The 25,894-nt window shown below is 68.8% G+C and carries 26 protein-coding genes; 14 read left to right on the top strand and 12 right to left on the bottom strand.

Annotation, left to right across the window (positions count from 1 at the left end):
- Nucleotides 1-9: 9 nt before the first annotated feature.
- Complete coding sequence (purE, locus tag NL115_RS17345; protein ID WP_254830583.1) at nucleotides 10-633, bottom strand: 5-(carboxyamino)imidazole ribonucleotide mutase; 624 nt, start codon at nucleotides 631-633, stop codon at nucleotides 10-12.
- Nucleotides 634-744: 111 nt separating this feature from the next.
- Here purE and NL115_RS17340 point away from each other — a divergent pair, with 111 nt between their 5' ends.
- Together NL115_RS17340 and NL115_RS17335 are read left to right on the top strand one after the other, a co-directional pair.
- On the top strand, nucleotides 745-1,548 hold the full coding sequence (locus NL115_RS17340) for a class I SAM-dependent methyltransferase (RefSeq protein WP_254830582.1): 804 nt from the start codon (nucleotides 745-747) through the stop codon (nucleotides 1,546-1,548).
- 106 nt (nucleotides 1,549-1,654) lie between these two features.
- Nucleotides 1,655-3,274 (top strand): hydroxymethylglutaryl-CoA reductase, encoded by a 1,620-nt coding sequence (locus NL115_RS17335; protein WP_254830581.1) that lies wholly within the window; start codon nucleotides 1,655-1,657, stop codon nucleotides 3,272-3,274.
- A gap of 264 nt (nucleotides 3,275-3,538) precedes the next feature.
- Here the strand turns inward: NL115_RS17335 and NL115_RS17330 are convergent, their stop codons facing one another.
- The 6 genes from NL115_RS17330 to NL115_RS17305 form a co-directional block, all read right to left on the bottom strand.
- Complete coding sequence (locus tag NL115_RS17330) at nucleotides 3,539-4,681, bottom strand: hypothetical protein (RefSeq protein ID WP_254830580.1); 1,143 nt, start codon at nucleotides 4,679-4,681, stop codon at nucleotides 3,539-3,541.
- A 125-nt stretch (nucleotides 4,682-4,806) separates the two neighbouring features.
- The gene (locus tag NL115_RS17325; protein WP_254830579.1) at nucleotides 4,807-7,791 is read right to left on the bottom strand and encodes an alpha-L-rhamnosidase-related protein; all 2,985 of its coding nucleotides are present in this window, start codon (nucleotides 7,789-7,791) and stop codon (nucleotides 4,807-4,809) included.
- Nucleotides 7,792-7,902: 111 nt separating this feature from the next.
- Entirely contained in the window at nucleotides 7,903-8,895 is a 993-nt protein-coding gene (locus NL115_RS17320) for a DMT family transporter (protein WP_254830578.1), read from the bottom strand.
- Between the two features lie 92 nt (nucleotides 8,896-8,987).
- Nucleotides 8,988-9,578 carry an AsnC family transcriptional regulator gene (locus NL115_RS17315; RefSeq protein ID WP_254830577.1) on the bottom strand — a complete coding sequence of 197 codons (591 nt, stop codon included), beginning with the start codon at nucleotides 9,576-9,578 and terminating at the stop codon, nucleotides 8,988-8,990.
- Between the two features lie 139 nt (nucleotides 9,579-9,717).
- A complete protein-coding gene (locus tag NL115_RS17310) occupies nucleotides 9,718-10,752 on the bottom strand; it encodes a phosphate uptake regulator PhoU (protein WP_254830576.1) in 1,035 nt (344 codons plus the stop codon).
- Between the two features lie 137 nt (nucleotides 10,753-10,889).
- Nucleotides 10,890-12,014: an ATP-NAD kinase family protein gene (locus NL115_RS17305; protein ID WP_254830575.1), complete on the bottom strand. Its 1,125-nt coding sequence runs from the start codon at nucleotides 12,012-12,014 to the stop codon at nucleotides 10,890-10,892.
- A 124-nt stretch (nucleotides 12,015-12,138) separates the two neighbouring features.
- Between NL115_RS17305 and NL115_RS17300 the strand changes: the two genes are divergently transcribed.
- The 6 genes from NL115_RS17300 to NL115_RS17275 all read left to right on the top strand — a co-directional run bounded on the left by NL115_RS17300 (nucleotide 12,139) and on the right by NL115_RS17275 (nucleotide 17,896).
- A complete protein-coding gene (locus tag NL115_RS17300) occupies nucleotides 12,139-13,011 on the top strand; it encodes an HpcH/HpaI aldolase/citrate lyase family protein (protein WP_254830574.1) in 873 nt (290 codons plus the stop codon).
- A 119-nt stretch (nucleotides 13,012-13,130) separates the two neighbouring features.
- The gene (locus NL115_RS17295; protein ID WP_254830573.1) at nucleotides 13,131-14,390 is read left to right on the top strand and encodes a Glu/Leu/Phe/Val family dehydrogenase; all 1,260 of its coding nucleotides are present in this window, start codon (nucleotides 13,131-13,133) and stop codon (nucleotides 14,388-14,390) included.
- A 57-nt stretch (nucleotides 14,391-14,447) separates the two neighbouring features.
- On the top strand, nucleotides 14,448-15,128 hold the full coding sequence (locus tag NL115_RS17290) for a hypothetical protein (RefSeq protein WP_254830572.1): 681 nt from the start codon (nucleotides 14,448-14,450) through the stop codon (nucleotides 15,126-15,128).
- A gap of 196 nt (nucleotides 15,129-15,324) precedes the next feature.
- Nucleotides 15,325-16,287, top strand: coding sequence for a phosphomevalonate decarboxylase MvaD (mvaD, locus tag NL115_RS17285; RefSeq protein ID WP_254830571.1), 963 nt, complete (start codon nucleotides 15,325-15,327; stop codon nucleotides 16,285-16,287).
- 60 nt (nucleotides 16,288-16,347) lie between these two features.
- The gene (locus NL115_RS17280; protein WP_254830570.1) at nucleotides 16,348-17,553 is read left to right on the top strand and encodes an alpha-hydroxy-acid oxidizing protein; all 1,206 of its coding nucleotides are present in this window, start codon (nucleotides 16,348-16,350) and stop codon (nucleotides 17,551-17,553) included.
- A 178-nt stretch (nucleotides 17,554-17,731) separates the two neighbouring features.
- On the top strand, nucleotides 17,732-17,896 hold the full coding sequence (locus tag NL115_RS17275) for a hypothetical protein (protein ID WP_254830569.1): 165 nt from the start codon (nucleotides 17,732-17,734) through the stop codon (nucleotides 17,894-17,896).
- 73 nt (nucleotides 17,897-17,969) lie between these two features.
- On the opposite strand, the gene NL115_RS17270 is transcribed toward NL115_RS17275, so the two are convergent.
- Nucleotides 17,970-18,164: a hypothetical protein gene (locus NL115_RS17270; protein ID WP_254830568.1), complete on the bottom strand. Its 195-nt coding sequence runs from the start codon at nucleotides 18,162-18,164 to the stop codon at nucleotides 17,970-17,972.
- Between NL115_RS17270 and NL115_RS17265 the strand changes: the two genes are divergently transcribed.
- Complete coding sequence (locus NL115_RS17265; RefSeq protein ID WP_254830567.1) at nucleotides 18,158-18,550, top strand: hypothetical protein; 393 nt, start codon at nucleotides 18,158-18,160, stop codon at nucleotides 18,548-18,550. The genes NL115_RS17270 and NL115_RS17265 overlap by 7 nt on opposite strands.
- A 67-nt stretch (nucleotides 18,551-18,617) precedes the next feature.
- On the top strand, nucleotides 18,618-18,812 hold the full coding sequence (locus NL115_RS17260; protein WP_254830566.1) for a hypothetical protein: 195 nt from the start codon (nucleotides 18,618-18,620) through the stop codon (nucleotides 18,810-18,812).
- A gap of 45 nt (nucleotides 18,813-18,857) precedes the next feature.
- Here the strand turns inward: NL115_RS17260 and NL115_RS17255 are convergent, their stop codons facing one another.
- Entirely contained in the window at nucleotides 18,858-19,688 is an 831-nt protein-coding gene (locus tag NL115_RS17255) for an enoyl-CoA hydratase/isomerase family protein (protein ID WP_254830565.1), read from the bottom strand.
- Nucleotides 19,689-19,792: 104 nt separating this feature from the next.
- Between NL115_RS17255 and NL115_RS17250 the strand changes: the two genes are divergently transcribed.
- A complete protein-coding gene (locus tag NL115_RS17250) occupies nucleotides 19,793-20,422 on the top strand; it encodes a uracil-DNA glycosylase family protein (RefSeq protein WP_254830564.1) in 630 nt (209 codons plus the stop codon).
- 18 nt (nucleotides 20,423-20,440) lie between these two features.
- On the opposite strand, the gene NL115_RS17245 is transcribed toward NL115_RS17250, so the two are convergent.
- Both NL115_RS17245 and NL115_RS17240 read right to left on the bottom strand, forming a co-directional pair.
- Nucleotides 20,441-21,403: a DUF5794 domain-containing protein gene (locus NL115_RS17245; RefSeq protein WP_254830563.1), complete on the bottom strand. Its 963-nt coding sequence runs from the start codon at nucleotides 21,401-21,403 to the stop codon at nucleotides 20,441-20,443.
- A gap of 1 nt (nucleotide 21,404) precedes the next feature.
- The gene (locus tag NL115_RS17240) at nucleotides 21,405-21,638 is read right to left on the bottom strand and encodes a hypothetical protein (RefSeq protein WP_254830562.1); all 234 of its coding nucleotides are present in this window, start codon (nucleotides 21,636-21,638) and stop codon (nucleotides 21,405-21,407) included.
- A 244-nt stretch (nucleotides 21,639-21,882) separates the two neighbouring features.
- Here NL115_RS17240 and NL115_RS17235 point away from each other — a divergent pair, with 244 nt between their 5' ends.
- Together NL115_RS17235 and NL115_RS17230 are read left to right on the top strand one after the other, a co-directional pair.
- Nucleotides 21,883-22,788, top strand: a complete 906-nt coding sequence (locus NL115_RS17235; protein ID WP_254830561.1) for a shikimate kinase — start codon at nucleotides 21,883-21,885, stop codon at nucleotides 22,786-22,788.
- 21 nt (nucleotides 22,789-22,809) lie between these two features.
- Nucleotides 22,810-23,133: a chorismate mutase gene (locus NL115_RS17230; protein ID WP_350355259.1), complete on the top strand. Its 324-nt coding sequence runs from the start codon at nucleotides 22,810-22,812 to the stop codon at nucleotides 23,131-23,133.
- Nucleotides 23,134-23,139: 6 nt separating this feature from the next.
- Here NL115_RS17230 and NL115_RS17225 read toward each other — a convergent pair whose 3' ends face one another.
- On the bottom strand, nucleotides 23,140-24,429 hold the full coding sequence (locus tag NL115_RS17225; RefSeq protein ID WP_254830560.1) for a hypothetical protein: 1,290 nt from the start codon (nucleotides 24,427-24,429) through the stop codon (nucleotides 23,140-23,142).
- 1,033 nt (nucleotides 24,430-25,462) lie between these two features.
- Here NL115_RS17225 and NL115_RS17220 point away from each other — a divergent pair.
- On the top strand, nucleotides 25,463-25,861 hold the full coding sequence (locus NL115_RS17220) for a DUF7475 family protein (RefSeq protein WP_254830559.1): 399 nt from the start codon (nucleotides 25,463-25,465) through the stop codon (nucleotides 25,859-25,861).
- Nucleotides 25,862-25,894 lie beyond the last annotated feature (33 nt).

The raw sequence follows: 25,894 nt of genomic DNA, 5'->3' as shown, positions 1-25,894 counted from the left end.
ATCACCTGTTCACTCACGCTCGGCCCGGAACCTGGCGGTCCCCGACTCGTGGAGGTCCCGGGACACCTCGCCCACACCCTGCTGCAGGCGCTCGTGGTAGTCGACGAGTCGGTCGCGCAGCTCGTCGTGTTCACGGGCCAGCGTCTGGACCGCCGACAGCGCGGCGTTGAACGATTTCCCCGCGTCGACGGCCACGATGGGCGCGCCCGTCGGCATCCCAAGCACGCTGCTCACCGACTTCTCCTGGACCGGCACGCCGACCACCGGGAGCGGGTACGCAAGGCTGGCGGTCATGTTCGGCAGGTCGGCGCTCTTGCCGCCCGCCCCCGCGATGATGACATCGAGGCCGCGGTCCTCGGCGGTCTCGGCGTAGGCGTACATCAGCCCGGGTGTCCGGTGGGCGCTGACGACGTAGGTCTCGAACGTGTAGCGGGTCTCGGGCGGGTTCTCGACGTCGGTCACCTCCTCGAAGCCGAGTTCGGTCAGGGCCTCGTACGCCCCGTACATCGTATCGAGGTCCGAATCCGAACCCATCACGATGCCGACCTCGGGGGTATCCTCGGCCGGGCGGTCCCGTTCTGCCTCGTCGTGGAGGTCGTCGACCAGCGACTGCACTGACTCCGGTGTACTCATACGCGCTTCCGCGAGGGGGTGGCTCCTGTCGTTTGCGGTCCGCGACGGCGCCGACAGACGGACGTCGGACGCACCACCGGACCTATACTGCTGGGACCCACCCGACAGGGTATGGGAACCGCCACCACGAACGAGGAGGGGTCCGTGGAGGGTGGGGTGGCGGACGGCGACGCATCGGGACACGACCACGACACGGAGGGCCCGGCCCACCCATGGTTCGCTCGGCTGTACGACCCGGTGATGCGGGCCTCCGAGGCGAAGCTGTTCCCGCCACACCGGGAGTATCTCGCCCGCGACCTCTCGGGAGACGTACTCGATCTCGGGGCGGGCACCGGGGCGATGCTGCCCTACTACGAGACGGCCATCCAGTCGGGCGAGGCAACCATCACCGTCCTCGAGCCGGACCCGCACATGCGCAAACAGGCCGTTGCGGAGGCCCGGCGCCTCGATATCGACGTACGGGTGAGCGACGCACGCGCGGAGTCGCTCCCCTTCCCGGACGACTCGTTCGACGTGGTGGTCGCGTCGATGGTCTTCTGCACGATTCCGGACCCGGCGGCGGCACTCGACGAGGTCGCCCGGGTGCTCCGCCCCGGCGGGGAGCTCCGGTTCCTCGAACACGTCGCTGAGGAGGGCTGGCGACGCCTCGCTCAGCGGGCGCTCGCGCCACTCTGGAGCCGGTTCGCGGGCGGCTGCCGTCTCACTCGCCGCACGGGCGACCAGTTCAGCGACCACGCTGCGTTCACCGTGCTCGACATCCAGCGTCAGCACCTCGGCGTCTTCCCGGTCCGGCCGTTCGTCAGGGGGACGCTGGAGCGACGCGACTCCATCGAGGAGTTCGGTGCCGACCCCTCGGTCCGGGAACGCGTCCGGGAGGCGGTCGATGCCGCACGGAGCCGTCTGGAACGGAGTTAGGTACCCGGCTACAACCGGCAGAAACGGTAAACAACGGGCCGAAACGCCCGAATCGTTGTCGGTGACACAAGGTTTAATCCCGACGCCTCAGATTGCGGGACGTTACATGGTCATTCCGACGCCAGACAGCGGCGTGCTGAAGCGCATCTACGCGAACCTGGTCGGCTCGGGGGGGCGGTTCTCCCTGGATATCCCGGACCGCATCCTGCAGCGGCTCTACACCTACGGGAGTCTGAAGGATACGGACCGCGGGGCCGAATTCGAGATAAAGAACCGGCTCCAGGACGCGAAGGTGACAGGCGTCTCCCGGGTCGTCATCAACCGACAGCGGATCGACCTCGAGGACGTCCGTGTCGTGACAGCCGACGAGAAGGAGTACACGCTCGACGAGATCGACGAGGACCAGCCCATCAACTTCCCCGTGGGGCGGACCGTCGTCATCGTCATCGAGGGGGTGGACCTGAGCACGGGCGAACACGAGATCGATATCGACTTCCAGGCCGACCCGTTCGGCGAGCTCACGCTGGAGGTCACCGACACCATCCGCGACGAGGAGACGGTTGGGGGCATCCCCCGCGACGACGAGGACAACTACTCCGAGTCCGCCATCGCGGAGCGCCACGAGTACCTCGAGGAGGAGACAGGCGTCGACCTCGAACACGTCCCCGGGAACTCCTTCGACCCCCACGAGACCGAGGGGAACGTCGAGAACTTCATCGGCGTCGCCCAGATGCCGCTCGGCGTCGCCGGGCCCGTCCAGGTCAACGGCGAGCACGCCGACGGCGAGTACCCCATCCCGCTCGCGACGACCGAGGGGACGCTCGTCGCCTCGTACTCGCGTGGCATGAAGGCCATCAACCTCTCGGGCGGCGCGAAGACGACCGTCGTCGACGACAACATGAACCGGGCGCCGGTGTTCGTCTTCGAGGACGCCCGGAACGCGCGTGACTTCCGCGACTGGGTGTTCGAGCACATGGAGACCATCCGGGAGAAGGCGGAGGAGACCTCCTCGGTCGCCGAGCTCGTCCGCATCGAGGACTACATGACGAACAACCACGTCCACCTCCGATTCGATTACACCACGGGCGACGCCGCCGGCCAGAACATGGTGGGGAAGGCGACGTTCGCGGCCTGTAACTGGATGCTCTCGGAGTACTCGGGCTACGTGGAGAACTTCTACCTGGAGGGCAACTTCGCGACCGACAAGAAGGCTTCCAAGATCAACGACCTGCAGACCCGTGGCAAGCGCGTCACCGCCGAGACCACGCTCTCGGAGCAGACGATGCTCCACCACCTCGGCGTCGAACCCAGTGCCATCCACCATCACGGACAGGTCGCCACCCTCGGCTCGTTCTTCTCGGGCGCGAACACGAACGGCGCTCACCCGGCCAACGGGCTCGCTTCGCTGTTCATCGCCTGTGGCCAGGACGAGGCCAACGTCGCCGAATCGTCGGCGGCGATGGTCAACACCACGCTGCTCGACGACAACTCCCTGCACGTCTCGGTCACCATCCCGTCGCTCATCGTCGCGACGTACGGTGGCGGGACGGGGCTGCCGACCCAGCGGGAGTGTCTCTCGATGCTGGACTGTGACGGCGCCGGCAACGTGAACAAGTTCGCCGAAATCGCAGCAGCGACCGTCCTCGCGGGCGAGCTGTCGCTGGCCTCGGCCATCTCGGCGTCGGACTGGGTCACCAGCCACGACGAACTCGGTCGGAACCGGTAGGCCATCGACCGCCGCGGGGTGTGAACGCATCCCGACCCCCCAGGAAGCACTTATCCCTGCATCGCCTCGGGTCACGTATGAGCCGGAGCCCTCCATCCAGCGACGACCGGCGTGACGCCGCCGAGGCCGCGGTCGAGCAGGTCAGGCGTACCCTGGCCGTCCGGAACCGCTCGGCCGACCGCAACGAGGAGTGACCGCCCCGGGACTGTCCCCAGCACGACCTCGATACGACCATCGAACCGTGACCCGGAGACGTCCCGGAAGTCAGCTCTCGACCTGTAGGTCGTCCCAGAACATGTGGCAGGACTCCGTTCGCCAGCCCTGCTCCATGGTGAACCCGGCGAGACGAAGGGTCTCTATGTCGGTACCGACCGCGAGCGTGGCGTCCGTGGTCTCGGCGATCCCGGACTGCTGGTCGGTGAACGTGACCGATGCGGTGCCAGCCGCCCAGTCGAGGGCGACCGTGGTCCGGACCCAGCGGTCGTAGCCGTCCCCGTCGGACAGCTCGGTGGTGCCGTCCCTGTCCTCGACGAACCACGTCGGGTTGTCGGTACCGACGCCCAGTTCGACCTCGCCGTCGCTGTTCACCAGCCGCAGGCCGCCGCCGAAGCTCGCCGCCCGCTCGTACCAGTAGTGGTCGACCCGGGTCGGCTGTTGTCCACCGGCGAGGCGCTCGGGCGTCGCCGTCGCGAGCGTCCCGATGTAGTCGCCGGTGTCCGGACCGCCGGCCGTGATGCCGCCACTGTACGTCCCGGCGTACGCGACGTCGTCCCGCTGGCCCCACTCCTGGCGCTCGACGGTCCACGCCGCGAGGTCGCCCTCGAACCCGTACGTACCGTCATCCTCCACCGGTGTCATCTCCTCGGCTTCGGGCGTGGCGGTCGGCGTCCCCGGCGCCCGGAGCATCGGTGCCGGGTCGTCGATCTCGTAGACCTGGAAGCGACCGGACTCCATCACGAGCTGGAATCTGGTCGTGAACTCCGAGGTCGACCCGTCCCGGTCGCGCAGTTCGAGGCGGACCTGCACCACCACGCTCGACCCCGCCCTGGCGACCCCCTGCGGCGTGATGGTCGGCAGGTCGTAGCGCGCCAGTAGCTCCGGCCCGACGCGCTCTTTCACTGGTGCCCCCCGGGAGAGCGTCGCCCGCAGCGCCTCGTAGTCGTCGGTGTTGTAGGCGGCGGCGAAGCGGGCGACGACATCGAACGCACGCTGTCCGAGGCTCCTGGTCTCCGTTCCGGTCGCCGTCGCCGTGCCGTCCCGCCTGTCCGCTACCTCCCCCTCCAGCCCGGGGGCCGAGGGGTCGGAACCGCCCAGCAGTCCGTCGCCGCGGAGGCGGCTACAGCCAGCCAGCAGGCTCGCCGCGATGCTACCGAGAACCGCCCGTCGTCCACGTCGCCGCTCCGACATACCGGTGACTTGCCCGGTGGGCGCAAAAGTGTCGCGTCCACCGTGGAAGGTGATGGAACATCGTCGTCGGTCCGGATGTCGCCCGGTCGTGGCTCACCACAGCCCGCGGCGGGCTCGAGTCGACCTCAGAGCCCCGGGCTCGTCCCGAGGACGTACTCCGTGCTCGTGGTCCCGGAGACGGGGACGTACCCGTCGTCGGTAGCCGTGGAGCTGACCTCGACGGGGCCGAGGTCGTACGCACCGGCGGACGCGGGCGCCTCCACGAAGAAGGTGAACGTGACCGACTCGTCGGGGGCGGTGGCCTCGCTCACCGCAGCGGGGTCGAACCGGACGGCGTCGTTCCCATCGACCGTCGTCGCGGTGACGCCCTCGCCCGTGCCGACCACGGACCAGTCGGCCGGGAGTACCTCGCGGGCCGCGTCCACGTCGTGTGACAGCGTCTCGATGGTCACCTCGACCTGGTTGGTGCCGCCAGGGGTGAAGAAACGGCCGTCGTCCGACCGGCTCCCCGACGCCGAGAGGGGCGAGCTGTCGACCGAGCCGTCACCACGGAGCGCCCCGGTGACGCTCTCCATCGTCGCCGGCTCGAAATCGAGTCCGGACGGCGGGAACGCCTCCAGCGCCGCCAGGTAGAACAGGCTCTGCTCCCAGATGTGGGGCTGGCCCTGGATGGAGCGGACCTCGCGGTCGTCGCCCTCGCCGTAGATGCGCCAGAACTCGCCCATGACGTGGGTATCCTCGGAGGCGTGCTGGGTCGCCATCCAGCGGACGCTGTCCCGAATCAGCGAGAGGCTCCGGGGCTCGTTCTCGCCGCGCCGGGCCTTCGCCAGCGGGATTATGGCCTTCGCATCGTACCCCCCGTTGTCCACCTCGCCGGCCTCGGGCTCCTTGACGAGCTTCGCCACACCGCGGCCGTCCGTCGTCATGTGGGACTGGATGCGCGGGTGGTCGAACGGGTTGTCCACCTGCGGCCGGTCCCGTATCTCGGCATCCGGGTCCGTCGGGTCGGCCTCGGGGTCCGCGTACGGGGTGAACCCGAGCGGCCAGGTGGTCTCGCCGTACGGGAAGCCGTTGGCCCCGCAGCCGTAGCAACCGCTCTCCGCCTGGTACAGCTCCCGGTCGATCGCCCGACCCAGCTCGTGCATCCGTTCCTCGTAGCGGGCCGCATCGTCCTCGTGGCCCAGCACGCGGGCGGCCTGGGTCGCCGACTTCAGTCCCTGCCAGAACGGGACGGCCCCGTTGACCGTCTGCCGGGTCGGCTGGGTCGGTCGGTCGTCCTCGAAGCCGCCACACTGGAGCCCGTTCCGGGGGTCCCGGCACCAGACCATCAGGTCGGCCGCCCGCCGGATGGCCGGATACACCGACCGCAGGTAGGACTCGTCGCCGGTCACCTCGTAGTGGTCGTACATCGTCCAGACCATGAACCCGGTCGTGTCGGTCTGGTAGGGGATTGGGCCGCCGGGGATGCCGTCCCCGTAGTAGTTCATGTTCCAGCTCCCCGGGAGGGTGTTGAGCGACGAGAGCTGCCCGGGGTCGATGGCGGCCAGCGGGTCGCCGCCCGCGGCCTCGTCGGCGGCCCGCTGCTGGATGCTGGCGTACCAGCGGTTGCGTTTCTCCACCCAGTCGTGCAGCCCGATTAAATCGAGCACGTAGTTGAAGAAGGCGCCGTCACGGGGCCAGTCCTCACCGTACGGGGGCTGGGTTGTGATGGAGGCGACGATGGCACCGGATTCGGGGTCGTACGCCGTCACCATCGATATCAGCGCGCGCCGGGCGGTCGACTCGATGGCCGAGGCGGCCGCCTCGTCGTGGACCCGGGCGGCAGTGTTCCGGTTCGGCAGCGGCGCGTCACCGAGCAGGTCGTCCAGCCAGTCCTCCTTCTCCCCCTGAATCTCCTCGAACGAGCGGTTGCGGGCGGTTCCGAGGGCACTCCCCGCCTCGGCCTCGTCGGCGCCCGCCGCGAACAGCACCGTCTCCGACGCGGTCGCCCGGCCGTTGCCGGGGCCGAACGACAGCGTCGTCGCCAGCGCGCTGGTCGCCTGCCCGACGTACTGGTCGTTGCCCGACAGCGTACCGGACGCGGCGTCGTCGTAGGCGTCGCGGGTCGGGCCCGCCTGGCCGGTGGGCTCGGCAGCAGGGTCGTGGGCGTCGCCGCCGACCTGATGGCCGGTCGACGCACCCGCGAAGCCGACCGCGAGCGCCACGGAACGCTGTTTCCCGGTGGACTGGTCCACGCCGGCGCGGTCGTGGACCACGGCGTCCAGCCGGTCGACGTACCGTGCCCGGTGGTGGTTGTTCTCCTCCAGACACCAGTCCTGGATGGGGTACTGGGGGTACTTCCCGACGACGAGCCCGAGGTTCTCGAACGCCAGCAGCTTCGCGCCCTCGACCGGCGAGTCCGGTCGCCGGGTCACCTCGACGTGCCGGGCCAGCACGTCGTCGTCCCTGGCGGCGACGGTATGGACCGCCACCTCCAGCCCGAGGTCGTCGTGGACGTACTCGGTGACGATCTCGTCGGAGTAGTCGACCGCGTTCTCCCGGTCGTTCCGGTAGGCCTGCTCGATGGCGGGCCAGTCACGGAGCCAGGTCGTTTCGAATCCGTCTCCGGTGTCGACCGCGAGCCCGAGGAACGCGCCCTGGTTGGGCGCGACGGAGATGTCGTCGGGGTTCTCGGCGTCGCGACCCTCCGCGAAGTACTTCAGCTGTTCGTAGAACGACGGCCGCGGCCACCGGAGGACCGTCATCGTCCCCTCGTGGTTGGTCGCGACCGCGAGGCTCCCGTTGGCGGTCTGGGCGTTCACGTCCGTCGGCCCGTATATCGGCCGGTCCTGCGGCTGGACACAGCGCGGCTTCGACGTGAGCCGCTGGGGCACCGACCCGCTCTCGAAGTCGGACCCGACCGGGTACAGCCGGGCCCTGCGGGAACCGGCAGCGCGGTTCCGAAGGATGTCGGCGCCGCTCAGCTCTCCGTCGGTCGTTGTGCTCCCGAGCCCACCACGGACCACACCCGGGAACGCGCTCGCCCCCACGCCGGCGCCCATCGCTCCGAGGAGGCGCCGCCGCGAGAACCCGTTCGAATCGTCGTCCACACCATCGTCCCGATCTGTCATCACCAGCAACTCTATCTACAACAGTAACCGAGTTGTGCAGTTCATACACCGTTGTTTTTATCAGACGGGCTAGGCAGGGAGTGTCACTCGAACCGGTCGTGTACCGTCCGTTCAGTCGTCACAGGGCTGATTCGGGGCTGTCTTGGCCGCCGATTCGTCCCGTGTTCGGCGGCGGAGCCGTGTCACCTCCTCCCGGATGACCTCCCGCTCGATGAGCGCGAAGCCAAGGACGACGACGGGGAAGCCGACGGCGGTCCAGACCGAGAGCACCTCGTCCAGCAGGAGCCAGCCCATGAACGCGGCGAACACGGGGACGGCGTAGGCGACGAGGTTGGCACGGACGGGGCCGACGCGTCCGATGAGACCGAAGTAGATGGGATACGCGACCGCCGTCGAGGGGATGGCGACGGCGAGGACGCTGAGGACGACGGGCCAGCCGAGCGAAGCCAGCGGCGGGACGGCCTCGGCCACCGCGGCGCTGCTCGCGTGCAGGAGGAGCGCGCCGCCGGCCATCGCCCACGCCGTGAGCGGGACGCTGTCCATGCGTGGCTCGACCCACTGCAGGCCGACGCTCCCGAGTGCCACGGCAGCGGCGGCCCCGAGGACGAGCACCTGTCCGAGTGCGCTCCCGCCCGTCAGCGAGGCGGGCGAGGGCTGGACGATGATGACGACGCCCGCCAGCGCGACGGCGATGCCGAGCGCGCCGAGCGGCGCGAGGCGCTGCTTCAGGAGCCACCAAGCGAACAGCGGCGCCAGCACGGGGTTCAGTCCGTACATGACCGAGGCAGCGGCGGTCGTGGTCGACCCCTGCCCCAGGAACAGGAGCGCGTTGTTGGCCGCGATGAGCAGCGCTGCGGCGATGCCGATGCCGAACAGGTCGCCACGAGTCCGTGGGAGCCACGTCTCGCGGGGCCGGGTCAGCGCCACGACGGCGAGCAGGACGACCGCGGCGATGTCGAACCGGAGCGCCGCGAAGAACAGCGGCGGCAACGCCGCGAGGCCGGACTTGATGGCGACGAACGAACCGCCGAACAGCGCCGCGAGGAAGGCGAACAGCGCCGCATCGCGATAGCGTGCGGGGACGGAGAGAGCGGGCAGCGACATTACCTGCAGTAGGGCTGGAAATGCGAAGAAGTCTGCGTGAGACGTGATGGCACGGGCCTCTCGTGGCAACCAGGAGCCGTAGCCCGCCGGACTCAGGCGCCCTGTTCGAGTTCCTCGTATCGCTCCCGGAACGCCGCCTCGCAGGACTCACAGCAGAAGGCACGCTGTGTCCCGCCGACCTCCGCGAGCACCCCCTCGCCCGTGACCGTGTTGCCACACTGGACACAGTCGATGCCGATGGTGGCGTCTCCGAGCGCTGGGGTCCACTCCGCGTCGGCCAGCAGGTCCACCGTCAGCCCCTCGACGGCGTCGAGATCGAGTGCCCCGGCGAGGTAGTTGCGGACCTCGCCGTCCGGGGCCGCCATCGACGCGAGGACCCGCCCGTCGGCGGTCTCGAAGACGTGCTCGACGCCGTCGAGAGCGGCCAGTGCCGCCCGTATCTCGGTGACAGCGTCCGGCGCGGTCCGGAGCGTCACGAGAACCTGCACGCCGTCTCGAAGCGCCGAGCGGTCGATGTCGACCGTGAACCGCTCGATGACACCCAGGTCATGGAGCCGGTCCACCCGGTCGGAGACGGCCGGGGGCGAGAGGTCGACGCGCTCTGCGATGTCGGCGTAGGGCCGGCGGGCGTCCTCCAGCAGGAGTCGGAGTATCTTCCGGTCGGTGTCGTCGAGGTCGCGCATCGGTCTTCCTCTCGGCAGAGTCACTCGCTACTCATGCCGTTTTCGACGTGGGCGGGCAGTGGCAGAAAGTATCCGATGTTGCGACATAATGGGCCGTATTATCCGATAACCATCCCCAGAACGGATGAAATGGGCCGTGTTACGATATGGTGACGTATTCGGAATCCTTGTTGAGTGCGAGGTTCGTCGCGATTTCGGCGTTCCGGACGGCGTACTGCGCGGTCTGACCCAGCGACACCAGCACCTCGCGGACCTGCAGGAGGTCCTCGTTTGGCATCTCGTCGAGGTCGCTGAGTATCTCGCGCTCGCGGTCCTCGATCTGGCGGAAGAGTTCGCGGACCTCGATAGCGATGTCGTAGTCGCGCTGGACAGCCGCCTCGACGCCCTTCTCGGTGATCTCGTTGACGTCGTCCGTGAAGTCACGGATGCGTCGCATCGTCGCCTGGTCGACCTGGAGGGAGTGGCCCTCGGCCTCGAGGACGATCTCCGCGATGTCCTCGGCGTTGTCCGCGGTCAGCTCGAGGTTCTTCGCGATGGAGCGGTAGCCGATGAGTGGGAAGCCACCCTCCAGCCCGACCGCACGTGCGAGGTTCGGGTTCTGGTAGGCGGTGAAGATGAGGCGGAGCAGGAGGACGAATATCTTGTTCGCCTGCCGCTCGCGGTTGAGTGCTCGCTGGGCGAGGTCCGGATTGCCGTGCGCGAGCGCCTTGATAGCCTCGTTGCGCATCGTGCTCCCCGTCGATTCGAGTCGCGTGAGAAGGTTGTCGAGCGTGAAGTCCTCGGGGTCCACCGAGCAGCGGATGGCGATGCGCTCGGGCGTCTCCTCGATGACGCCGAGCCCCATCAACTGCGTCTCTGCGTTGTAGACGGCGTTGATGGTAGCCGAATCGAGGGTGCCACCCTCCTCGACCTCCACGTGGATGACACGTCGGCCGAGCACGTACTGCGCGAGGATGGCGCGCTCGACGGCGTCGGCGTCGAGTTCGCCCGCGTGGATGACGGCCTCGGACTCCTCCTGCTGGAGGGATTCGGGCATCACCGTCAGCGTCCCCTTCGACCCGATGCGCAGCGACACCTCGTCACCTTTCTCGACGTCCTGGGCCTTGGCCCACTCCGCCGGCAGCGTCATCGCCAGCGTCGACGGCCCCAGCCGTTGCACCTTCCGGGTTTCCATATCACCCCATCGTCGGCAGCGACCTTAATGTTCACTATACAGTATCAGGAACGACCGTGATAGAGGGGTATGGTTATACTCGCGGCAGAATCTTCATCCGTAGCTAAGGGAGAGATGATATCACGGGCCGTGCCACCCTACACCACTTCCATCAGCCGGCGCTCGAACTTGCCGACGCGGACGCGCTGCCAGCCCCGGAGTTCCTCGTCGAGGTCCGTATCGCCCGTGTCGACGCGGAGAACGCCCGTCTCGTCCAGTTTCCGCGAGGAGGCGACGACCGTCACCTCGCACTGGCGGATGACCGGTGGGGAGATCTGCGGGTTCCCGCGGCCGAACACGAACCCCTGGCCACCGATGGGGGAGACCACGATGACGTTCTCCTCGCCCAGGTTCTCGAGGATGTCCGACTCCCCGGCGTCCCGGACCAGCACCTCGCCGTCGCGCCACACGTCCACCCCGAGCGGCGAGCCATCGAAGCCCAGTTCGGTCTTGATGGCGTCCACGGTCGACCCGGGACCGAGAACGTAGGTGGTCCCCTCGTCGTCGCGTATCTCGGCCGCGACGGCCTGGGCCAGCGCCTCGACGGAGCCGCCACCGATCTGCTTCGAGGACTGGAGCTCCTCGCCGACGGGGACGTTCGCGAGCGCCTTCAGGTCCGTCCGGACATCGCCACCGCGGTAGGCGTCCTCGTCGATGTCGTTGACCTCGCGGGTCTCCACGCGGTCGAAGGTCGCGGCGAGTCGCCCGGCTGCCCGCGGCGTGACGGCGAACACGGAGGAGTAGACCTTCACACCCGCCGGGACGCCGAGCATCGGTGTGTCGCTGTCGAGTTCGTCGAGCGTCTCGGCCACGTCGACCGCGGTCCCGTCGCCGCCGACGAAGAGGACGAGGTCCACACCGGCGTCGTCACCGTCGGAGGCATCACCGGACGCCCCGCCAGTGACGAACGCACGGGTCGCGGCCCGGGTGTCCTCGGCCCCCGTCTCCTCGGGGTCGGCCGGCTGCCCCGCGACGGTCAGCTCCGACGGGTCGAACCCGGCGTCGAGTGCCGGCTCCTCGCCCATCCGGCCGCCCCAGACAACGAGTTCGAGGTCGACACCCTGCCGACGGAGGTGCTCGAGGGCCTCCGTCGCGCGGTCGGAGGCACGAGGTTCGGCACCGCGGCGGCGGGCCTCCTCGACCTTGTTGTCGGTCCCCTTCAGACCGACCCGACCACCCATGCCTGCGATGGGGTTGACCACGACCCCGACCCGACGCGTCATGGGCAGCCGTTCGTCCCCCGCCCACTAACCTCCTCCGGGACCGACCACCAAGGGAGCCTCACAACATCGTGACCGGTCGGGGTCCGTGGCCGCATTGAAGTGCCCCGGAGTCGACCCCGCCGGTATGGCACGACGCAGCGTCCTGTTCTCGCCGGGCGACCGGCCGGACCTGATGCGGAAAACGCCCGACTCCGGCGCCGATGTGGTGGTCTTCGACCTCGAGGACGGTGTCGCCCCCGAGGCGAAGGACGACGGCCGCGAGGCGGTCAACGATGTCCTGACCGACGACGCGTTCGACCCGGACTGCGAGGTCTGCGTGCGCGTGAATCCGGTCCGGGCGGACCGTGACGTGACCGCTGCGGACCTGCGGGCGGTCCTCGACGGCGACCCGCGAATCGACTCGGTGATGCTCCCGAAGACCGAGCGCGCCGAGGACGTCCGCATCCTCGACAACCTGCTCGGTGCGCGCCGTGTCGATCTCCCCATCATCGCGCTGTGCGAGTCGGCGGCGGGAGTCCTCCACGCCGAAGACATCGCCGCGACCGACCCCGTCGAGGCAATCGCGTTCGGCGCCGAGGACCTCTCGGCGGATATCGGCGCGACCCGCACCCGCGAGGGGACGGAGGTGCTCCACGCCCGCGAGCACGTCGTGCTCGCGGCGGGTGCGGCCGACGTGGACGCGCTCGACACCGTGTTCACGGACATCGGCGAGTCCGAGGCGCTGGCCGAGGAGACGGAGTTCGCGCTCGGCCTGGGTTACGACGGGAAGATGTGCATCCACCCGGCCCAGGTGCCGGTCGTCAACGACGCGTTCACGCCCGCCGACGACCGCATCGAGTGGGCCCACCGGGTGCTCGAGGCGGCTGCCGAGGCCCAGGCCGACGGCGTCGGCGTCTTCCGGGTGGACGACGAGATGATAGATGCACCGCTCATCGCCCGGGCCGAGCAGGTCCGCGACCGCGCGCTCGCGGCCGACGCCTGGCCGGATGAGGGCTGAGCGAGCCGTCTCGGTGGCCCCCCGGCGACCCGGAGACGTGTACAGAACACACACACACACATTCTCGGGTGTGCAATCACTCCAGCACGCTTATACACCGACCGAGTGAGGGAGGCGATATGTCCGAGGAGGCGAATCCGTTCGAGTCCCTGCAAGAGCAGATTCGGGACGCCGCAGAGTACGTCGACGCGGACGAGGGCGTGCTCCGGCGTCTCTCACGCCCGGAACGGGTGCTTGAGACGAACCTGACCATCGAACGCGACGACGGAACGCTGGATACGTTCAAGGCCTACCGGTCACAGTTCAACGGTGACCGCGGCCCGTACAAGGGCGGTATCCGTTATCACCCGGGCGTCAACAAGGACGAGGTGAAGGCGCTCTCGGGGTGGATGGTCTACAAGACTGCCGTCGTCGACATCCCGTACGGCGGCGGGAAAGGCGGTATCGCGGTCGACCCCCGAGAGCTGTCGATGGACGAACTGGAGCGGCTCACCCGCTCGTTCGCCAAGGAGCTCCGACCGGTCATCGGTGAGGACCAGGACATCCCCGCGCCGGACGTGAACACCGGCCAGCGGGAGATGAACTGGATCAAGGACACCTACGAGAAACTGGAGAACACCACGGCGCCCGGTGTCATCACCGGGAAGGCAATCGACTCCGGCGGGAGCGAGGGGCGCGTCGAGGCCACGGGCCGGTCGGTCATGCTCACCTCGCGGGAAGCGTTCGACTACCTCGGCAAGCGCATCGAGGGCGCGTCGGTCGCGGTCCAGGGATACGGGAACGCCGGGTCGGTCGCAGCGAAGCTCCTCGAGTCCGAACTCGGCGCGAACGTGGTCGCCGTCTCCGACTCCTCGGGCGCCGTCTACCACGAAGGTGGGCTCGACGCCGCGGCCGTCCGCGACCACAAGGACGAGACCGGCGCCGTCACGGGGTACGCCGAGGCGAAGGAGGAACTGACCAACGAGGAACTGTTGACGCTGGACGTCGACCTGCTCATCCCGGCCGCACTCGAGAACGCCATCGACGGGGACCTCGCCCACGACGTGCAGGCGGACATCATCGTGGAGGCGGCCAACGGCCCGCTCACCCCCGACGCCGACGATGTCCTCACCGAGCGTGGTATCCACGTCTTCCCGGACATCCTCGCGAACGCCGGCGGCGTGACGGTGTCGTACTTCGAGTGGGTCCAGAACCGCCAGCGCTTCTACTGGGCCGAGGAGAAGGTCAACGAGGAACTCGAACGCCACATCGTGGACGCCTTCGAGGGGCTCATCGATGCCTACGAGAGCTACGAGATTCCGAACTTCCGGACCGCGGCCTACGTGGTCGGCCTCCAGCGGGTTCTCAAATCCTACCAGGAGGGCGGGAGCTGGCCCTGAATCGGCGGCCCATCGCAAGCCCGTAGCGTTTTATCTCCCCCCATCGTCGCCGCAACCATGCTCGAACGTCTCCTCCCTGGGCCCCTGCAGGCCGCGTACGAGCGGGACCTTCCCGAGCCGGTCCATGTCCCGAACCTGCTGAGCTTCTCGAACCGGGCGTGGTACCGACGCTACGGCGCCGCGGTCTACCCACTCATCCGAGCGGTCGGCGGGTCGGCACGCTGGTTCGGCCGCCACGAGCGGACCTACCACGGCGAGCGCCAGTGCGAGGAGTTCGGCCTCGTCGAGTACCCCTCGCATCGCCGGTTCCTTCTGATGATCGGCAACCCGTACTACGCGCTCATCAACCGGCTCCGCGAGCGCGGCGTCTCGCACTTCGAGGCCGGATTCACCACGCCCGTGACGGACGAGCCGCTGGGCCGCCACGAGTACCTCCTCGCGGCCCACTTCGAGCCGCCGACCGGCCGCGTCGACGAGGGGGATTTCGACGCCGTCCGCGAACCCGTCGAGGCGGCCGGCGGCGCCTACGTCTACGGGACCCGACTCACCAGCGACTTCGACTTCCTCGGCGAGCCGACAGGCCAGGCCGACCCGCGGCCGCTCTCGTACCCCGGCATCGCCTGCTTCGCGGAACCGAGCCCGACGGCGGCCGACGCGACGGTCGACGCGCTCGGCGACGCGCTCGACGGCGTCACAGAGGAGTACGCGCTCTGTCTCTACCGTCGGGACGACCTGTAAATCACCGGCACCAGTAGCGTGAGCCCCTCCCTCGATAACCACACAATCGGAGAGTTTCGAGTCGAATGGGGCGTTCTTGGCATGGAGCGTGGATTTCGACGGATAATGCGGCGCCTCAGTGAGAAACGCCCGCGCCAGACCGGAAGCACGGCGTCGAACCCGAAGCCTGAAGCGAGCCCCACACCGGGAGAGGGATATGAAGGCCACCGCCGTCGCCCACCCCATCGAGGGGCTGGTCAAGTACCACGGGATGAGCGACCACGACCTCCGACTGCCGTACCACGACTCCATCAGCGTCTGCACCGCTCCCACGCGCACGCGGACGTCAGTGCAGTTCGAGGAGCGCGACGCCGACCACTACGTCGTTGACGGCGAGGCGGTCGAGGGGCAGGGAGCCGACCGCATCCGGTCGGTGCTCGACCGGGTCCGCGAACTGGCCGACGAGGACCGGCGCGTCCGCATGGAGAGCGAGTCGAACTTCCCCACCAACATCGGCTTTGGCTCCTCGGCGTCCGGGTTCGCGGCACTCGCGGTCGCGGCCTGTGAGGCCGCCGGCCTCGACCTCGACCACCCGTCGATGTCGGCCATCGCCCGCCGCGGGTCGGCCTCGGCGGCCCGCGCCGTGACGGGGGCGTTCTCGGACCTCTCGGCCGGCCACAACGACGCGGACTGCCGTTCCCACCGACTCGAGACGGAGCTGGAAGACGAGCTGCGTATCGTCGGCTGCGAGGTGCCGGCGTTCAAGCACACCCAGGCGGCCCACGACGAGGCCGAGGAGAGCCACATGTTCCAGGCCCGCATGGCGCACGTCCACGAGCAACTCCAGACGATGCGCGACGCGCTCCGCGAGGCCGACTTCGAGCGTGCTTTCGAACTCGCCGAACACGACTCGCTCTCGCTCGCCGCCACGACGATGACCGGGCCCGCGGGCTGGGTCTACTGGCAGCCCGAGACGCTGGAGATCTTCGAGACGGTCCATGACCTCCGCGAGGAGGGCGTCGACGCCTACTACTCGACGGATACGGGGGCCTCCGTCTACGTCAACACGACGGCAGAGGACGTCGACCAGGTGCAGGCGGCTATCGAGGACCTCGGGGTCCCGACGCGGGTGTGGGAGGTCGGCGGGCCCGCGCGCATCGTGGACGACCCGCTGTTCTGAGGACGAGCTAGTAGGGGCCGCCCGCCCACAGTTATGTGCCAGCCACCCGCAAGTTCGCGCATGTCCGACGGCAACATCGGTGAGCAGCGCCAGCGCGAGATCTTCGTCAGCGGCCACGCCGGCATCGAGCCCGACGTGCCCATCAGCTTCGAGGAGCTGGAGGCGGCCGCGCTCGAGGTGATGGACGAGGAGGCGGCCGGCTACGTGGCCGGCGGCGCGGGCGGGGAGAACACGGTCGGGCGCAACCGACGGGTCTTCGACCGATGGCGCATCGTCCCGCGCTTCCTGCGGGACGTGGGCGAGCGCGACCTCTCGGTCGAGGTCTGCGGACAGGAGCTCCCGTTCCCCGTGCTGCTCGCGCCCATCGGTATCCAGTCCATCGCGCACGACGACGGGGAGCTCGCGATGGCCGAGGGGGCCCGCGAGGCCGGGATGCCGGTCATCCTCTCGTCGGTCGCCTCGGAGACGCTGGAGGACGTGGCCGCGGAGCTGGGCGAGACGCCGAAGTGGTTCCAGCTCTACTGGTCCTCCGAGCGCGAACTGGCCGAGAGCTTCGTCGACCGGGCCGAGGACGCCGGCTACGACGCCATCGTCGTGACGGTGGACACGCCCGTGCCGGGCTGGAAGGAGCGTGACCTCTCGCGCGGGTACGTCCCGCAACTGGAGGGTGAGGGGATGGCGAACTACGTCGCCGACGAGACGTTCCTCGACCTGCTCGACCACCCTCCCGAGGACGACGAGTTCGGTGCGATTCAGACCTTCCTCGACGCCTTCGGCGACCCGACGCTGACGTGGGAGGACCTCGACTGGCTCCGTGAGCAGACCGACCTCCCCGTCGTCGTCAAGGGACTGCTCCACCCGGCCGACGCGCGACGGGCGGTCGAGCACGGGGCGGACGGCATCATCGTCTCGAACCACGGCGGCCGGCAGGTCGACGGCGCCATCGGCGCGCTGGAGGCGCTCCCGCGCATCGCCGCGGAGCTCGCGGACACCGACGCGGACATCCTGTTCGACTCGGGCATCCGCCGTGGGGCGGAGGCGCTGAAGGCGCTCGCGCTCGGTGCCGACGCGGTCTGTCTCGGCCGACCGTACATCTACGGGCTCGCCATCGACGGGGCGAACGGCGTCGAGGCAGTCTGCGAGAACTTCGTAGCGGATATGGACCTGACGATGGGCCTGACCGGGCGGACGCGCGCGGCCGACATCGACCGCTCGCTCGTCGTCGACGAACACCAGCTGTTCCGCGATCCCACCACCTACCGCTGAGTACCGTTCGCCGGCAACCTCGCACTTTCGTACATTATTCCGCACATTCGACCTCATCTCGACTGATTCGGGTTTGGAGAAGTTTGTTAGGGCTCCTCAACCCGGAGAAAACATTAATACAGCTGCGTTCACAGACAGGGATACGTTCGTCCGGTCCCCGGACGTTCGGAGGCACATCATGACCACGCGCAATCGCCCCACGCTGCCCGCGTATGCCGGCAGCGCCGCGTTCGCCATCGCAGGTGAACGCGACGCTGTCGGGACCCCAGCAGGGTGGCCGAGCGAGGGCGTGTGGTCCGCAGTGACCACCCGTCGCACCGACCTCGCGGCCCAGCAGACCTAGGCCGCCGGGACTTTCGGACCCGGCGCGCCCGAGGGGCGCGAGGGTCCGCGTGCGACGCTCTCCTTCGCGCTTCTCACTCCCCAGCCGGCCGCAGGTCCGCAACGGGAACCGCATCGAACTCGCCCGACCGACGGCTGCCGTCCGTCGTCGGGTCGAACAGCCGCCGGTCCGCCAGTCGCCGAGAGGCGTCACTGTCGGCCCCGTCCGAGACCGCCAGGTGGAGCGCACACGCGCCGCGGGTTCGACTCCCGCACGGTCCGTATGGCACTGTACGGTACCCACCCCGAGCACGAATCGGCGCACGAACACCCGGACGGCGACACCGAAGCGGTCGCCATCGAGGTCGACGCCGAGGTCCGGGTCCCCCGCGGCGAGATGGGGGACCTCCCGGCTGGTGTCACCGACGTGCTCGCCAACGTCGGCGGCGCGACGGTCGTCGACGTCGGCGAGATCGACCTCGTCCAGCCCGCGTCACTCGACATCTACGTCGACGTGACCGCCCGCATCGAGGGCGACTTCGGCGACCGCGACGCCGACGCGCTGGCGGCCCACGTCGCGGACGCCTTCGGCGTCGAGACGGTCCACGCCGTCGCCATCGAGTACGCGCCGCGCGGTGCGGACGAAGGCATCGACCCGCCCCACGACCACGGTTGACTACCCCGGACCCCGGGGCAGTCGAGGACCGGCCCGATAGCCGGTTCCCGCTGACACCCCTCCAATCATGAACGCAGACGACGCACGACACGCATCGCACGCACACCAGCCCCGACGCGCACCGCCCACCCGGTATGCGGCCGTACTCGCGGCCGTCCCGGTGGTCGCCGTCGCAGTCGCGGCCTATCCCGCCGTCTCGGTGGTCATGGTCGCGGTCGCCGCGGTGCTGGTCGCCTCGCGCGGCCGGCCGCGGAGCGACTGAGTACGGGCACCGCCCGTCTCGACCGCACCCTTCGCGATATCCTCGTCAGTTGCCCGTGAACTCCGGCTCGCGGTCCTCGGCGAACGCCTGCACCGCCTCCTCGTGGTCCTCGGTCTGCGAGCAGATGCGCTGTGCGCGAGTGGCGTGTTCGTGGGCGGTCTCCAGGTCGACATCGAACGCCTCGTTGACCAGTTCCTTCGAGTGAGCGATGGCCACCGGCGGCCCCTCGGCCAGCTCCGCCGCGAACTCGACGGCGGTCTCCTGCAGGTCACCGTCCGGCACGCACTCCCGGGCGAGGCCCCACTCGACGAGGGCCTCGCCGGAGACGTGCTTGCCCGTCATGATGAGTTCCTTCGCCTTCGCCTCGCCGACGATGCGCGGCAGCAGGTAGGCGCCGCCGTCGCCAGGGACGAACCCCACGTCGACGAACGTCTCGGCCATGGTTGCGGACTCGCCGGCGATACGGAAGTCACAGGCGAGTGCCGTGTCACAGCCCGCACCCATCGCGTAGCCGTTGACCGCTGCGACGACCGGCGTGCCCATCCCGCGGAGCGTCGCGACCACGTCCTGGAAGAGCCCGAGACCGCGCTCGTACTCGGCGAGGTCCTGGTCGGCCGAGAGGGGCATGTCGTCGAGGTCGACGCCCGCGCAGAACCCCTTCCCCTCACCCGTGAGGATGATTGCTCGAACCTCCAGGGCCTCGTCGAGCGATTCGAGCGTCGGGACGAGGTCGCGGAGCAGTGCCTCGTTGTAGGCGTTCAGCGAGTCGGGGCGAGCCAGCAGAATCCGCGCGACGTGTTCGTGCGTGTACTCCACATCGAGTACGTTGCTGTCGGGTGCGCGGTCGGCCGCGGTCGGGTCGGAGTCCGGCGTCATGGGTCTCCCGTCACGGGCCGGGGGCTTCCCGCTTGCGCCCGCGTAGTGGCCGGTGCCCGCCGACCCCCCGCGAAACTCATGTCCCCGGCGCGACTACGGGGCTCGTGGAGAACGTCACGTCGGAGGTGTCCAACCCGTTCGGCATCCGCTATCCCGGGCCTGCGGTCCCCGGATACGGGGATGCCAACGCCGACATCCACGTCGTCGGCGACCATCCCGGGCGGCACGGCGGCGCCGGCACGGGCGTTCCGTTCACGGGGCGCGTGGCCGGTGTCCGACTCCAGCGGGTCCTGCACGCGGTCGGGCTGTTGGCCGAGCCGTACGCGGACCGCCCCGACGCGACGAACTGCTTCTGCTCGTACGCGCACCCCGAGGTGTGGACCCCCGCCGAAGGCTCCCGGGCCACGCTCGACCCGGACGAGGCCTCATACGCCGACGCCGAGCGCTACCTCGACGCCGAACTCCGGGCGGTCAACGCGCATATCCTCGTGCTCGTGGGGGACCGGGCACTCGGATACGGCCTCCGGGAACATACGGCGCTGGCCGACCGACTCCCCGTCGACGCGGCCGCGTTGCATGCCGAGGAGGTCACCGGGAGGGGGTTCCTGCTGGTGCCGGTGACGGAACCGGCGGACTGGACGCCGGTGGAGGAGCGGTCGCTCCGCGAACGGCTGGAGACCATTCTCGGCCGTGACTACCGGCAGACGAAGGGCGTCGCGACGACCGTCGGGTGACGGGACAGCGGACGGTGCCTACAGCCAGGGCGCGCGGTCGCCGTCGGAGATACCCGGCGTGTGGTCGACATCGTCGTCGGACTCGTCGGGTGCGACCGCGTCGACGCCGGGCGTGGCGTCGGGGTCGACGTTCTCGATGGCGACCTCACCGTCACCGGTCTGGCCCTCCCCGTCGGCGGCCACGATGGGGCCGAGCGGGTCGTCGTCCGCGACTGGACCCTCGGCCTCGTCGGCCGGGAGCGGGTCGCCCTGGCCGTCGGGGTCGAACGCCAGCAGGGACGTGATGCCCAGCACGGCGAGCGCGAGCGGCGCATTGGCGGGAATCAGCTCGAGGATCGAGAGCGGCAGGACGCCGAGCGCGACGGCGCTCCCGAAGCGGAAGCGGTCGAGGTCGACGACACCGCGGAGCCACGGGCCGAACAGGGCGACACCCAGTGCGAACGTGACGCCGACGCCGCCGGCCGCGGCGCCCCGGGCGACGAGCCACGGGTCCGTGACGAGTTGGAGGCTGGCGCCCGAGGGCTCGAAACTGGCGACGAGTCCGAGCCCGATGATGACCGCCGGGCTGGGGAGGTACTCGCCGACCGTCGCGGAGGCCGTCTTCGCGGCGACCGCGAGGATGACGAGTGCGGCGAAGCGACTGAAGGTGGTCAGGTTCAGCAGCGTCTCGATGGTGGGCGCGAGCGCGGCCTCGACGGCCGCAAGCGAGATGACGCCGACCCCGACGAGGAGGACCGACGAGACCTGCTCGCGACGCGTGCCGTCCATCTCCGCGAGGACGACCGCGACGGTGGCCGAGCCACCGAACACGAGGAGGCCGACCTCGAGGATGCCGGTCAGGTCGTCGACGCCGCCCGCAAGGACGAGTGCGGGGAAGATGCCGTCGATGAGCGGGAGCAGCATGACCGTCGCGAGCAGCCGCGTGCCGCGACCGACGCGCTGCTCGAGCCGGAGGGCGACCGGATGACGAGAGACACTCATCTCACGACGCGAGGCCCTCACCCGAGGCCGATGGGTGATGTTCCTCGCGATACCTCACGGCAGTCTCCACGTCGTCCCACATCGGGACGGCGCTGGAGTCGATAGACTGCCGCTTGGTCGCGAAAGAGGGGTTCTTCGCCGTATTAAATGTCCACGTCGCGAATGTCTTGCCGGTGCTGAAGGAGTCGGTCTGCTCCCCGGCGATGCTCGGTGCGACGGGACTGGCGAAGTCCATACTGTAGGGCAATACTTGCGGGGTACTAAACGTTGTGTGAGACTCGCCCTCAGGGCACGAACGTTCTCGGTCGAGAGACGGGTACCGGGGGACGTTCATCCACTTCCGTGTACAGGAGTGGACGTGTGACCAGCAATCACACACCTGGCGACGTGACACCCCGGTGCGCGCCGCCGCGAATCGCGCGCAGCGAGATACGCCCCGACCGCCATCGCTTAGTGTGCCCCCCGCCGACCGACGGCCGATGGAGGGTCGCGCAGCCGCACCCGGTGCCGGGACGGTCCTGAACGCGCTCGCCAACGGCTCGGGCAGTGCCTTCGCAATCGACGCCCGGACGACGGCGACCGTCGAACTCGACGACTCCGGGAGCGTCACCGGCGAAATCGCGGGCGCGCCGGACGCGGACACGCGACTCATCGAGCGGTGCGTGGAGCTGGTCTGTGCGCGCCACGGCGACGGCGTCGCGGACGGCGGGCACGTCCGGACCGAGAGCGCGGTCCCGATGGCAGCCGGGCTCAAGTCCTCCTCTGCGGCGGCGAACGCGACCGTACTGGCGACGCTGGACGCACTCGACCGCGCGCCGGCGGACGCGCTCCCGGATGCGGAGCGCGCGCACGCCGACGCGCCGACGCGCGCCGCTGCCTGCCGACTCGGTGTCGAGGCCGCGCGCGACGCCGGCGTGACGGTGACAGGCGCATTCGACGATGCCTCGGCCTCGATGCTGGGCGGCGTGACGGTGACGGACAACACCAAGGACACGCTCCTGACCCACGAGACGCTCCCGACGGCGTGGCGGGCGCTCGTCTGGACTCCCGAGGAGCGGGCGTTCTCGGCCGACGCGGACGTGGCACGCTGTGAGCGTATCGCGCCGGTCGCAGACCTCGTGCGCGACCTCGCGCTCGATGGCGACTACGCCCGTGCGATGACGGTCAACGGCTTCGCGTTCTGCGCCGCGCTGGGCTTCCCCGCGGACCCTGCGGTCGAGGCGCTCCCCGACGCGGCGGGCGCCTCGCTCTCGGGGACCGGCCCCTCGTTCGTCGCGGTCGGGACTGACGGCGCGCTGGACCCGGTCGCGGCACGGTGGCAGGAACGCGAGGGGCGGACACGGCGGCTGGCGCTGGACACGGCTGGCGGGATGGTAGCACGATAACTCCCGAGGAGAACACCAACTATGAGTGACGCTGACACCGACGACGAGGCACAGGACGAGGAGATCGCGGTCGAAGAGATGGACCTGGACGCGCTTCGGCGGGAGATTCAGGATATCGACCGCGAGATCGTCGAACTCATCGCCCAGCGGACCTACGTGGCCGAATCCATCGCCGCGGTCAAGCGCGACGAGGGGCGCCCGACAACCGACGAGGACCAGGAACAGGCCGTGATGGACCGCGCCGGCGAGAATGCCGAGCGCTTCGACGTGGACTCGAACCTGGTGAAAGCCGTGTTCCGGCTGCTCATCGAGTTGAACAAGGTGGAGCAACGGGAGAGCCGCTGAACGAGGTCAGTTCACACTTTTCGAGAGCTCCGCGCCCGCTTTGAACTTCACCTCGTTCGACGCACTTCCCGCGTTCACCAGATGCAGTACCGGTGCGTCCAACGGACAGTGCGTCACCAGCAGTTCGCCGCTAGCTCCACCACCGCAGGAATCAGAGTTTGCCTTCGAGTAATCACTGCTTCCCCAACAGTACACTTTCCCGCCACCGTCTTCCGATAGCGTCCCGGAGGCAACGAGCGCGCTGACCGTTCCCGAATCGATCCGCGCACCCCGCCGCTCCCGCTCACTCAGTCCCGCCCGCGCCACCACGTCACCGAGCCCATCACCATCAGCGTCAGTCGAGTAGTCGAAGCAACACTCGATACCAACTACTTGCGCCGAGCGTTCCATTGTCAGCGCCGTCGCCGAACCGGTGTACAACGCCGCATCGTCAATGAGCCACCCCCCGGAGTAGACGAGCTGCCCGTTGCTCAGCCCGCGACCCACATACATGAGTGCCGGGACCGGCTGTGGACAGCCCGGCGGCTGAACCTGTACCTGCGCGACTGTCAGGTCGAGGAGCCGACCCTGAGCTTCCATTGTCGCCGGAACGTCCCTCGTCTTCTTCCCCCACGCGTCCAGCCCCGCTGGTGCGAACGGCTCTCCTTCAGCCGGACACACCACCACGGGTGCGCCACGCTCAGTAGAGGGCGGCGTATTCAGTACGGTTATGCGACCGTCGGACCCCTGCTCGGCCACGAGCCCGCCACCCGTCGCGACAGGTTCTGACACGTCGGCGACGAAGTGTGGCGAAGACCCACACACCACCCCCGGCAGCCGGTCGGCATCGGTGTCATCACAGTCGCCTGAACTATCTGCCGCCACCTTCGAATCACCCCACGCATACACCTTGCCATCGCCCGCCTGACCGGCCAGATACGCGAACAGCCGCTCCGGCGTCACCGCCTCACGGATACTCCCGTTCCCACCCGGAACCTCGGCGTCGGGCAGGCACACCGAGAACCGCTCCGCGATGACGGGCTTCTCTTCGAGATACCTGAACAGTGCCGCCTGCTCTGTCGGACTGAACAACCCCGACGGGTCGAACGCAGCTGAAGGGAGGAGGTAGTCACCCACGAGAATATCGTCGTCGTCCCCGCCAGCCATCCCGAACGATTGCCACTCGCCGTTCTCGATGTGTTCGCTGGCCCGCTGCACGTCGGCCTCACGATGGCCGACGTTCTCCAGGGCCGCGACACAGGAGTCGTCTGAACACCGCTCCAGCACTGCCCGCATCTCGGCCAGTACCGCCTCCATGTCGCCTACTGCGGCAGTGATCTCTGTCTCGGTCTGGGGGTTCCGCCCCGTCCGTGCACTCCGCTTCGAAATCGCCGTGGCAGCCGCGGTCGTCGCTTCCCGAAGCTGCGCGTCGAGCCGCGAGACTCGCCGGAACGTCTCGTCGTCTCCGTCGATATCGTCGTCGACGATATCGCGGGGTCGCGCGATACTCCGATTGCTCCGTGGGACGTTGTAGTCCTCACCGCGGACGTCGTCACCGACGCCATCGCCATCCGAATCTGCATCCCCTTCGGAAGCCCGGATGCCCCCCTTGTTGCTCCGGGTGTTGTTGTAGTTCGCAGCACGGAGTGGCACCGAGGTCACCCATCCCTCCAGTTCGGCCTCGCTGGACAGCGGCCCGGACCCACCCGATAGCGTCGGAGTCAGCCGAGCCACGTGCGAGCCCTCCGGAGCCAGCTCGAACGTGACTTCCGTGTCATCGTCATTCCAGTCCGCACCCGCGAACACCGCCGCGGGCGACGCCCCGGTGTTCGTCACCGACGACGTGACCTGGTCAAGACACCCGGCAAGGGACCCAGCCGCCACAGCACCGCCTGCTGCGAGGAGTCGACGGCGACTGATGCTAGCGTGTGTCATACCGTGGGGGGTCCGGTGGGTCGTCGTGAACTCATGATTAAATTCTAGAGGAGCAGAGTAAACATAAGCATTCCTATATTTCTATGGTGGAATTTCCGTCCCAGCGCCCGCGCTTCTGTGTACGCTCCCCACGATTCGACGAGGTTACCGTTGTAACGTCGGTTACCTGACGGTGGTGTACCCGAGGAGAGAGGAGTTCACGACGAGAAGAGCGGCGGGCGATGGGCAAAGTGTGGCCCTTGTCCGCTACCTGAACACGGCAAAACGGAGAGTCCCGGTAGCAGTTGTCGGTCTGTGTTCGTCTCCGAGAGAACTTCGGAGGCGGACCACCGACCGGCAGAAACACGCACGCCTCGCTTCTCAGCCGATGGGAACGGGAGACGAGTACTTACCCCCCGGTGCCGAAATTGCGGATATGTCACAAGATACGCAGAGCAGCCTGGAAACAGGGTCCATCCCCACGCTCGCGTGGGTCGCGCTCGGACTGGTGGTCGTCACCGGGGTCTTGCACATCTACGCCGGCGTCGTCGAGGGGCGCATCCCGGTCGCACTCGCGGGGGTCGGGTTCCTCGGTGCAATCGCCCTCTACCTCGTGGATTATCGGCGACCGCTGCTCTACCTGGTCGGTATCGTCTACACGGTAGTGCAGATTCCACTCTGGTACGTGGTCAAGGCGGGGGAGTACACCACGCTCGGCTACGTGGACAAGCTGGTGCAGGTCGTCCTCGTCGCACTGCTCGTCTACCTCTACTGGCAGACCCGGACCGCGGCGGACCCCGGGAGCGAGACATCGGGGACGAAGCCGACGGGGTAGAGCGGGAAAGGTCCAGCCACGGGGATGGGGCCC

Source organism: Haloglomus salinum, assembly GCF_024298825.1.
In the GTDB taxonomy this organism is placed as follows: Archaea; Halobacteriota; Halobacteria; order Halobacteriales; family Haloarculaceae; genus Haloglomus; species Haloglomus salinum.
This window is presented reverse-complemented; position numbering and strand designations above follow the sequence as displayed.

Coding starts and splice junctions, on each gene's coding strand:
- purE (WP_254830583.1), bottom strand. CDS start 633: ATGAGTACACCGGAGTCAGTGCAGTCGCTGGTCGACGACCTCCACGAC.
- NL115_RS17340 (WP_254830582.1), top strand. CDS start 745: ATGGGAACCGCCACCACGAACGAGGAGGGGTCCGTGGAGGGTGGGGTG.
- NL115_RS17335 (WP_254830581.1), top strand. CDS start 1,655: ATGGTCATTCCGACGCCAGACAGCGGCGTGCTGAAGCGCATCTACGCG.
- NL115_RS17330 (WP_254830580.1), bottom strand. CDS start 4,681: ATGTCGGAGCGGCGACGTGGACGACGGGCGGTTCTCGGTAGCATCGCG.
- NL115_RS17325 (WP_254830579.1), bottom strand. CDS start 7,791: ATGACAGATCGGGACGATGGTGTGGACGACGATTCGAACGGGTTCTCG.
- NL115_RS17320 (WP_254830578.1), bottom strand. CDS start 8,895: ATGTCGCTGCCCGCTCTCTCCGTCCCCGCACGCTATCGCGATGCGGCG.
- NL115_RS17315 (WP_254830577.1), bottom strand. CDS start 9,578: ATGCGCGACCTCGACGACACCGACCGGAAGATACTCCGACTCCTGCTG.
- NL115_RS17310 (WP_254830576.1), bottom strand. CDS start 10,752: ATGGAAACCCGGAAGGTGCAACGGCTGGGGCCGTCGACGCTGGCGATG.
- NL115_RS17305 (WP_254830575.1), bottom strand. CDS start 12,014: ATGACGCGTCGGGTCGGGGTCGTGGTCAACCCCATCGCAGGCATGGGT.
- NL115_RS17300 (WP_254830574.1), top strand. CDS start 12,139: ATGGCACGACGCAGCGTCCTGTTCTCGCCGGGCGACCGGCCGGACCTG.
- NL115_RS17295 (WP_254830573.1), top strand. CDS start 13,131: ATGTCCGAGGAGGCGAATCCGTTCGAGTCCCTGCAAGAGCAGATTCGG.
- NL115_RS17290 (WP_254830572.1), top strand. CDS start 14,448: ATGCTCGAACGTCTCCTCCCTGGGCCCCTGCAGGCCGCGTACGAGCGG.
- mvaD (WP_254830571.1), top strand. CDS start 15,325: ATGAAGGCCACCGCCGTCGCCCACCCCATCGAGGGGCTGGTCAAGTAC.
- NL115_RS17280 (WP_254830570.1), top strand. CDS start 16,348: ATGTCCGACGGCAACATCGGTGAGCAGCGCCAGCGCGAGATCTTCGTC.
- NL115_RS17275 (WP_254830569.1), top strand. CDS start 17,732: ATGACCACGCGCAATCGCCCCACGCTGCCCGCGTATGCCGGCAGCGCC.
- NL115_RS17265 (WP_254830567.1), top strand. CDS start 18,158: ATGGCACTGTACGGTACCCACCCCGAGCACGAATCGGCGCACGAACAC.
- NL115_RS17260 (WP_254830566.1), top strand. CDS start 18,618: ATGAACGCAGACGACGCACGACACGCATCGCACGCACACCAGCCCCGA.
- NL115_RS17255 (WP_254830565.1), bottom strand. CDS start 19,688: ATGACGCCGGACTCCGACCCGACCGCGGCCGACCGCGCACCCGACAGC.
- NL115_RS17245 (WP_254830563.1), bottom strand. CDS start 21,403: ATGAGTGTCTCTCGTCATCCGGTCGCCCTCCGGCTCGAGCAGCGCGTC.
- NL115_RS17240 (WP_254830562.1), bottom strand. CDS start 21,638: ATGGACTTCGCCAGTCCCGTCGCACCGAGCATCGCCGGGGAGCAGACC.
- NL115_RS17235 (WP_254830561.1), top strand. CDS start 21,883: ATGGAGGGTCGCGCAGCCGCACCCGGTGCCGGGACGGTCCTGAACGCG.
- NL115_RS17230 (WP_350355259.1), top strand. CDS start 22,810: ATGAGTGACGCTGACACCGACGACGAGGCACAGGACGAGGAGATCGCG.
- NL115_RS17225 (WP_254830560.1), bottom strand. CDS start 24,429: ATGGAGGCGGTACTGGCCGAGATGCGGGCAGTGCTGGAGCGGTGTTCA.
- NL115_RS17220 (WP_254830559.1), top strand. CDS start 25,463: ATGTCACAAGATACGCAGAGCAGCCTGGAAACAGGGTCCATCCCCACG.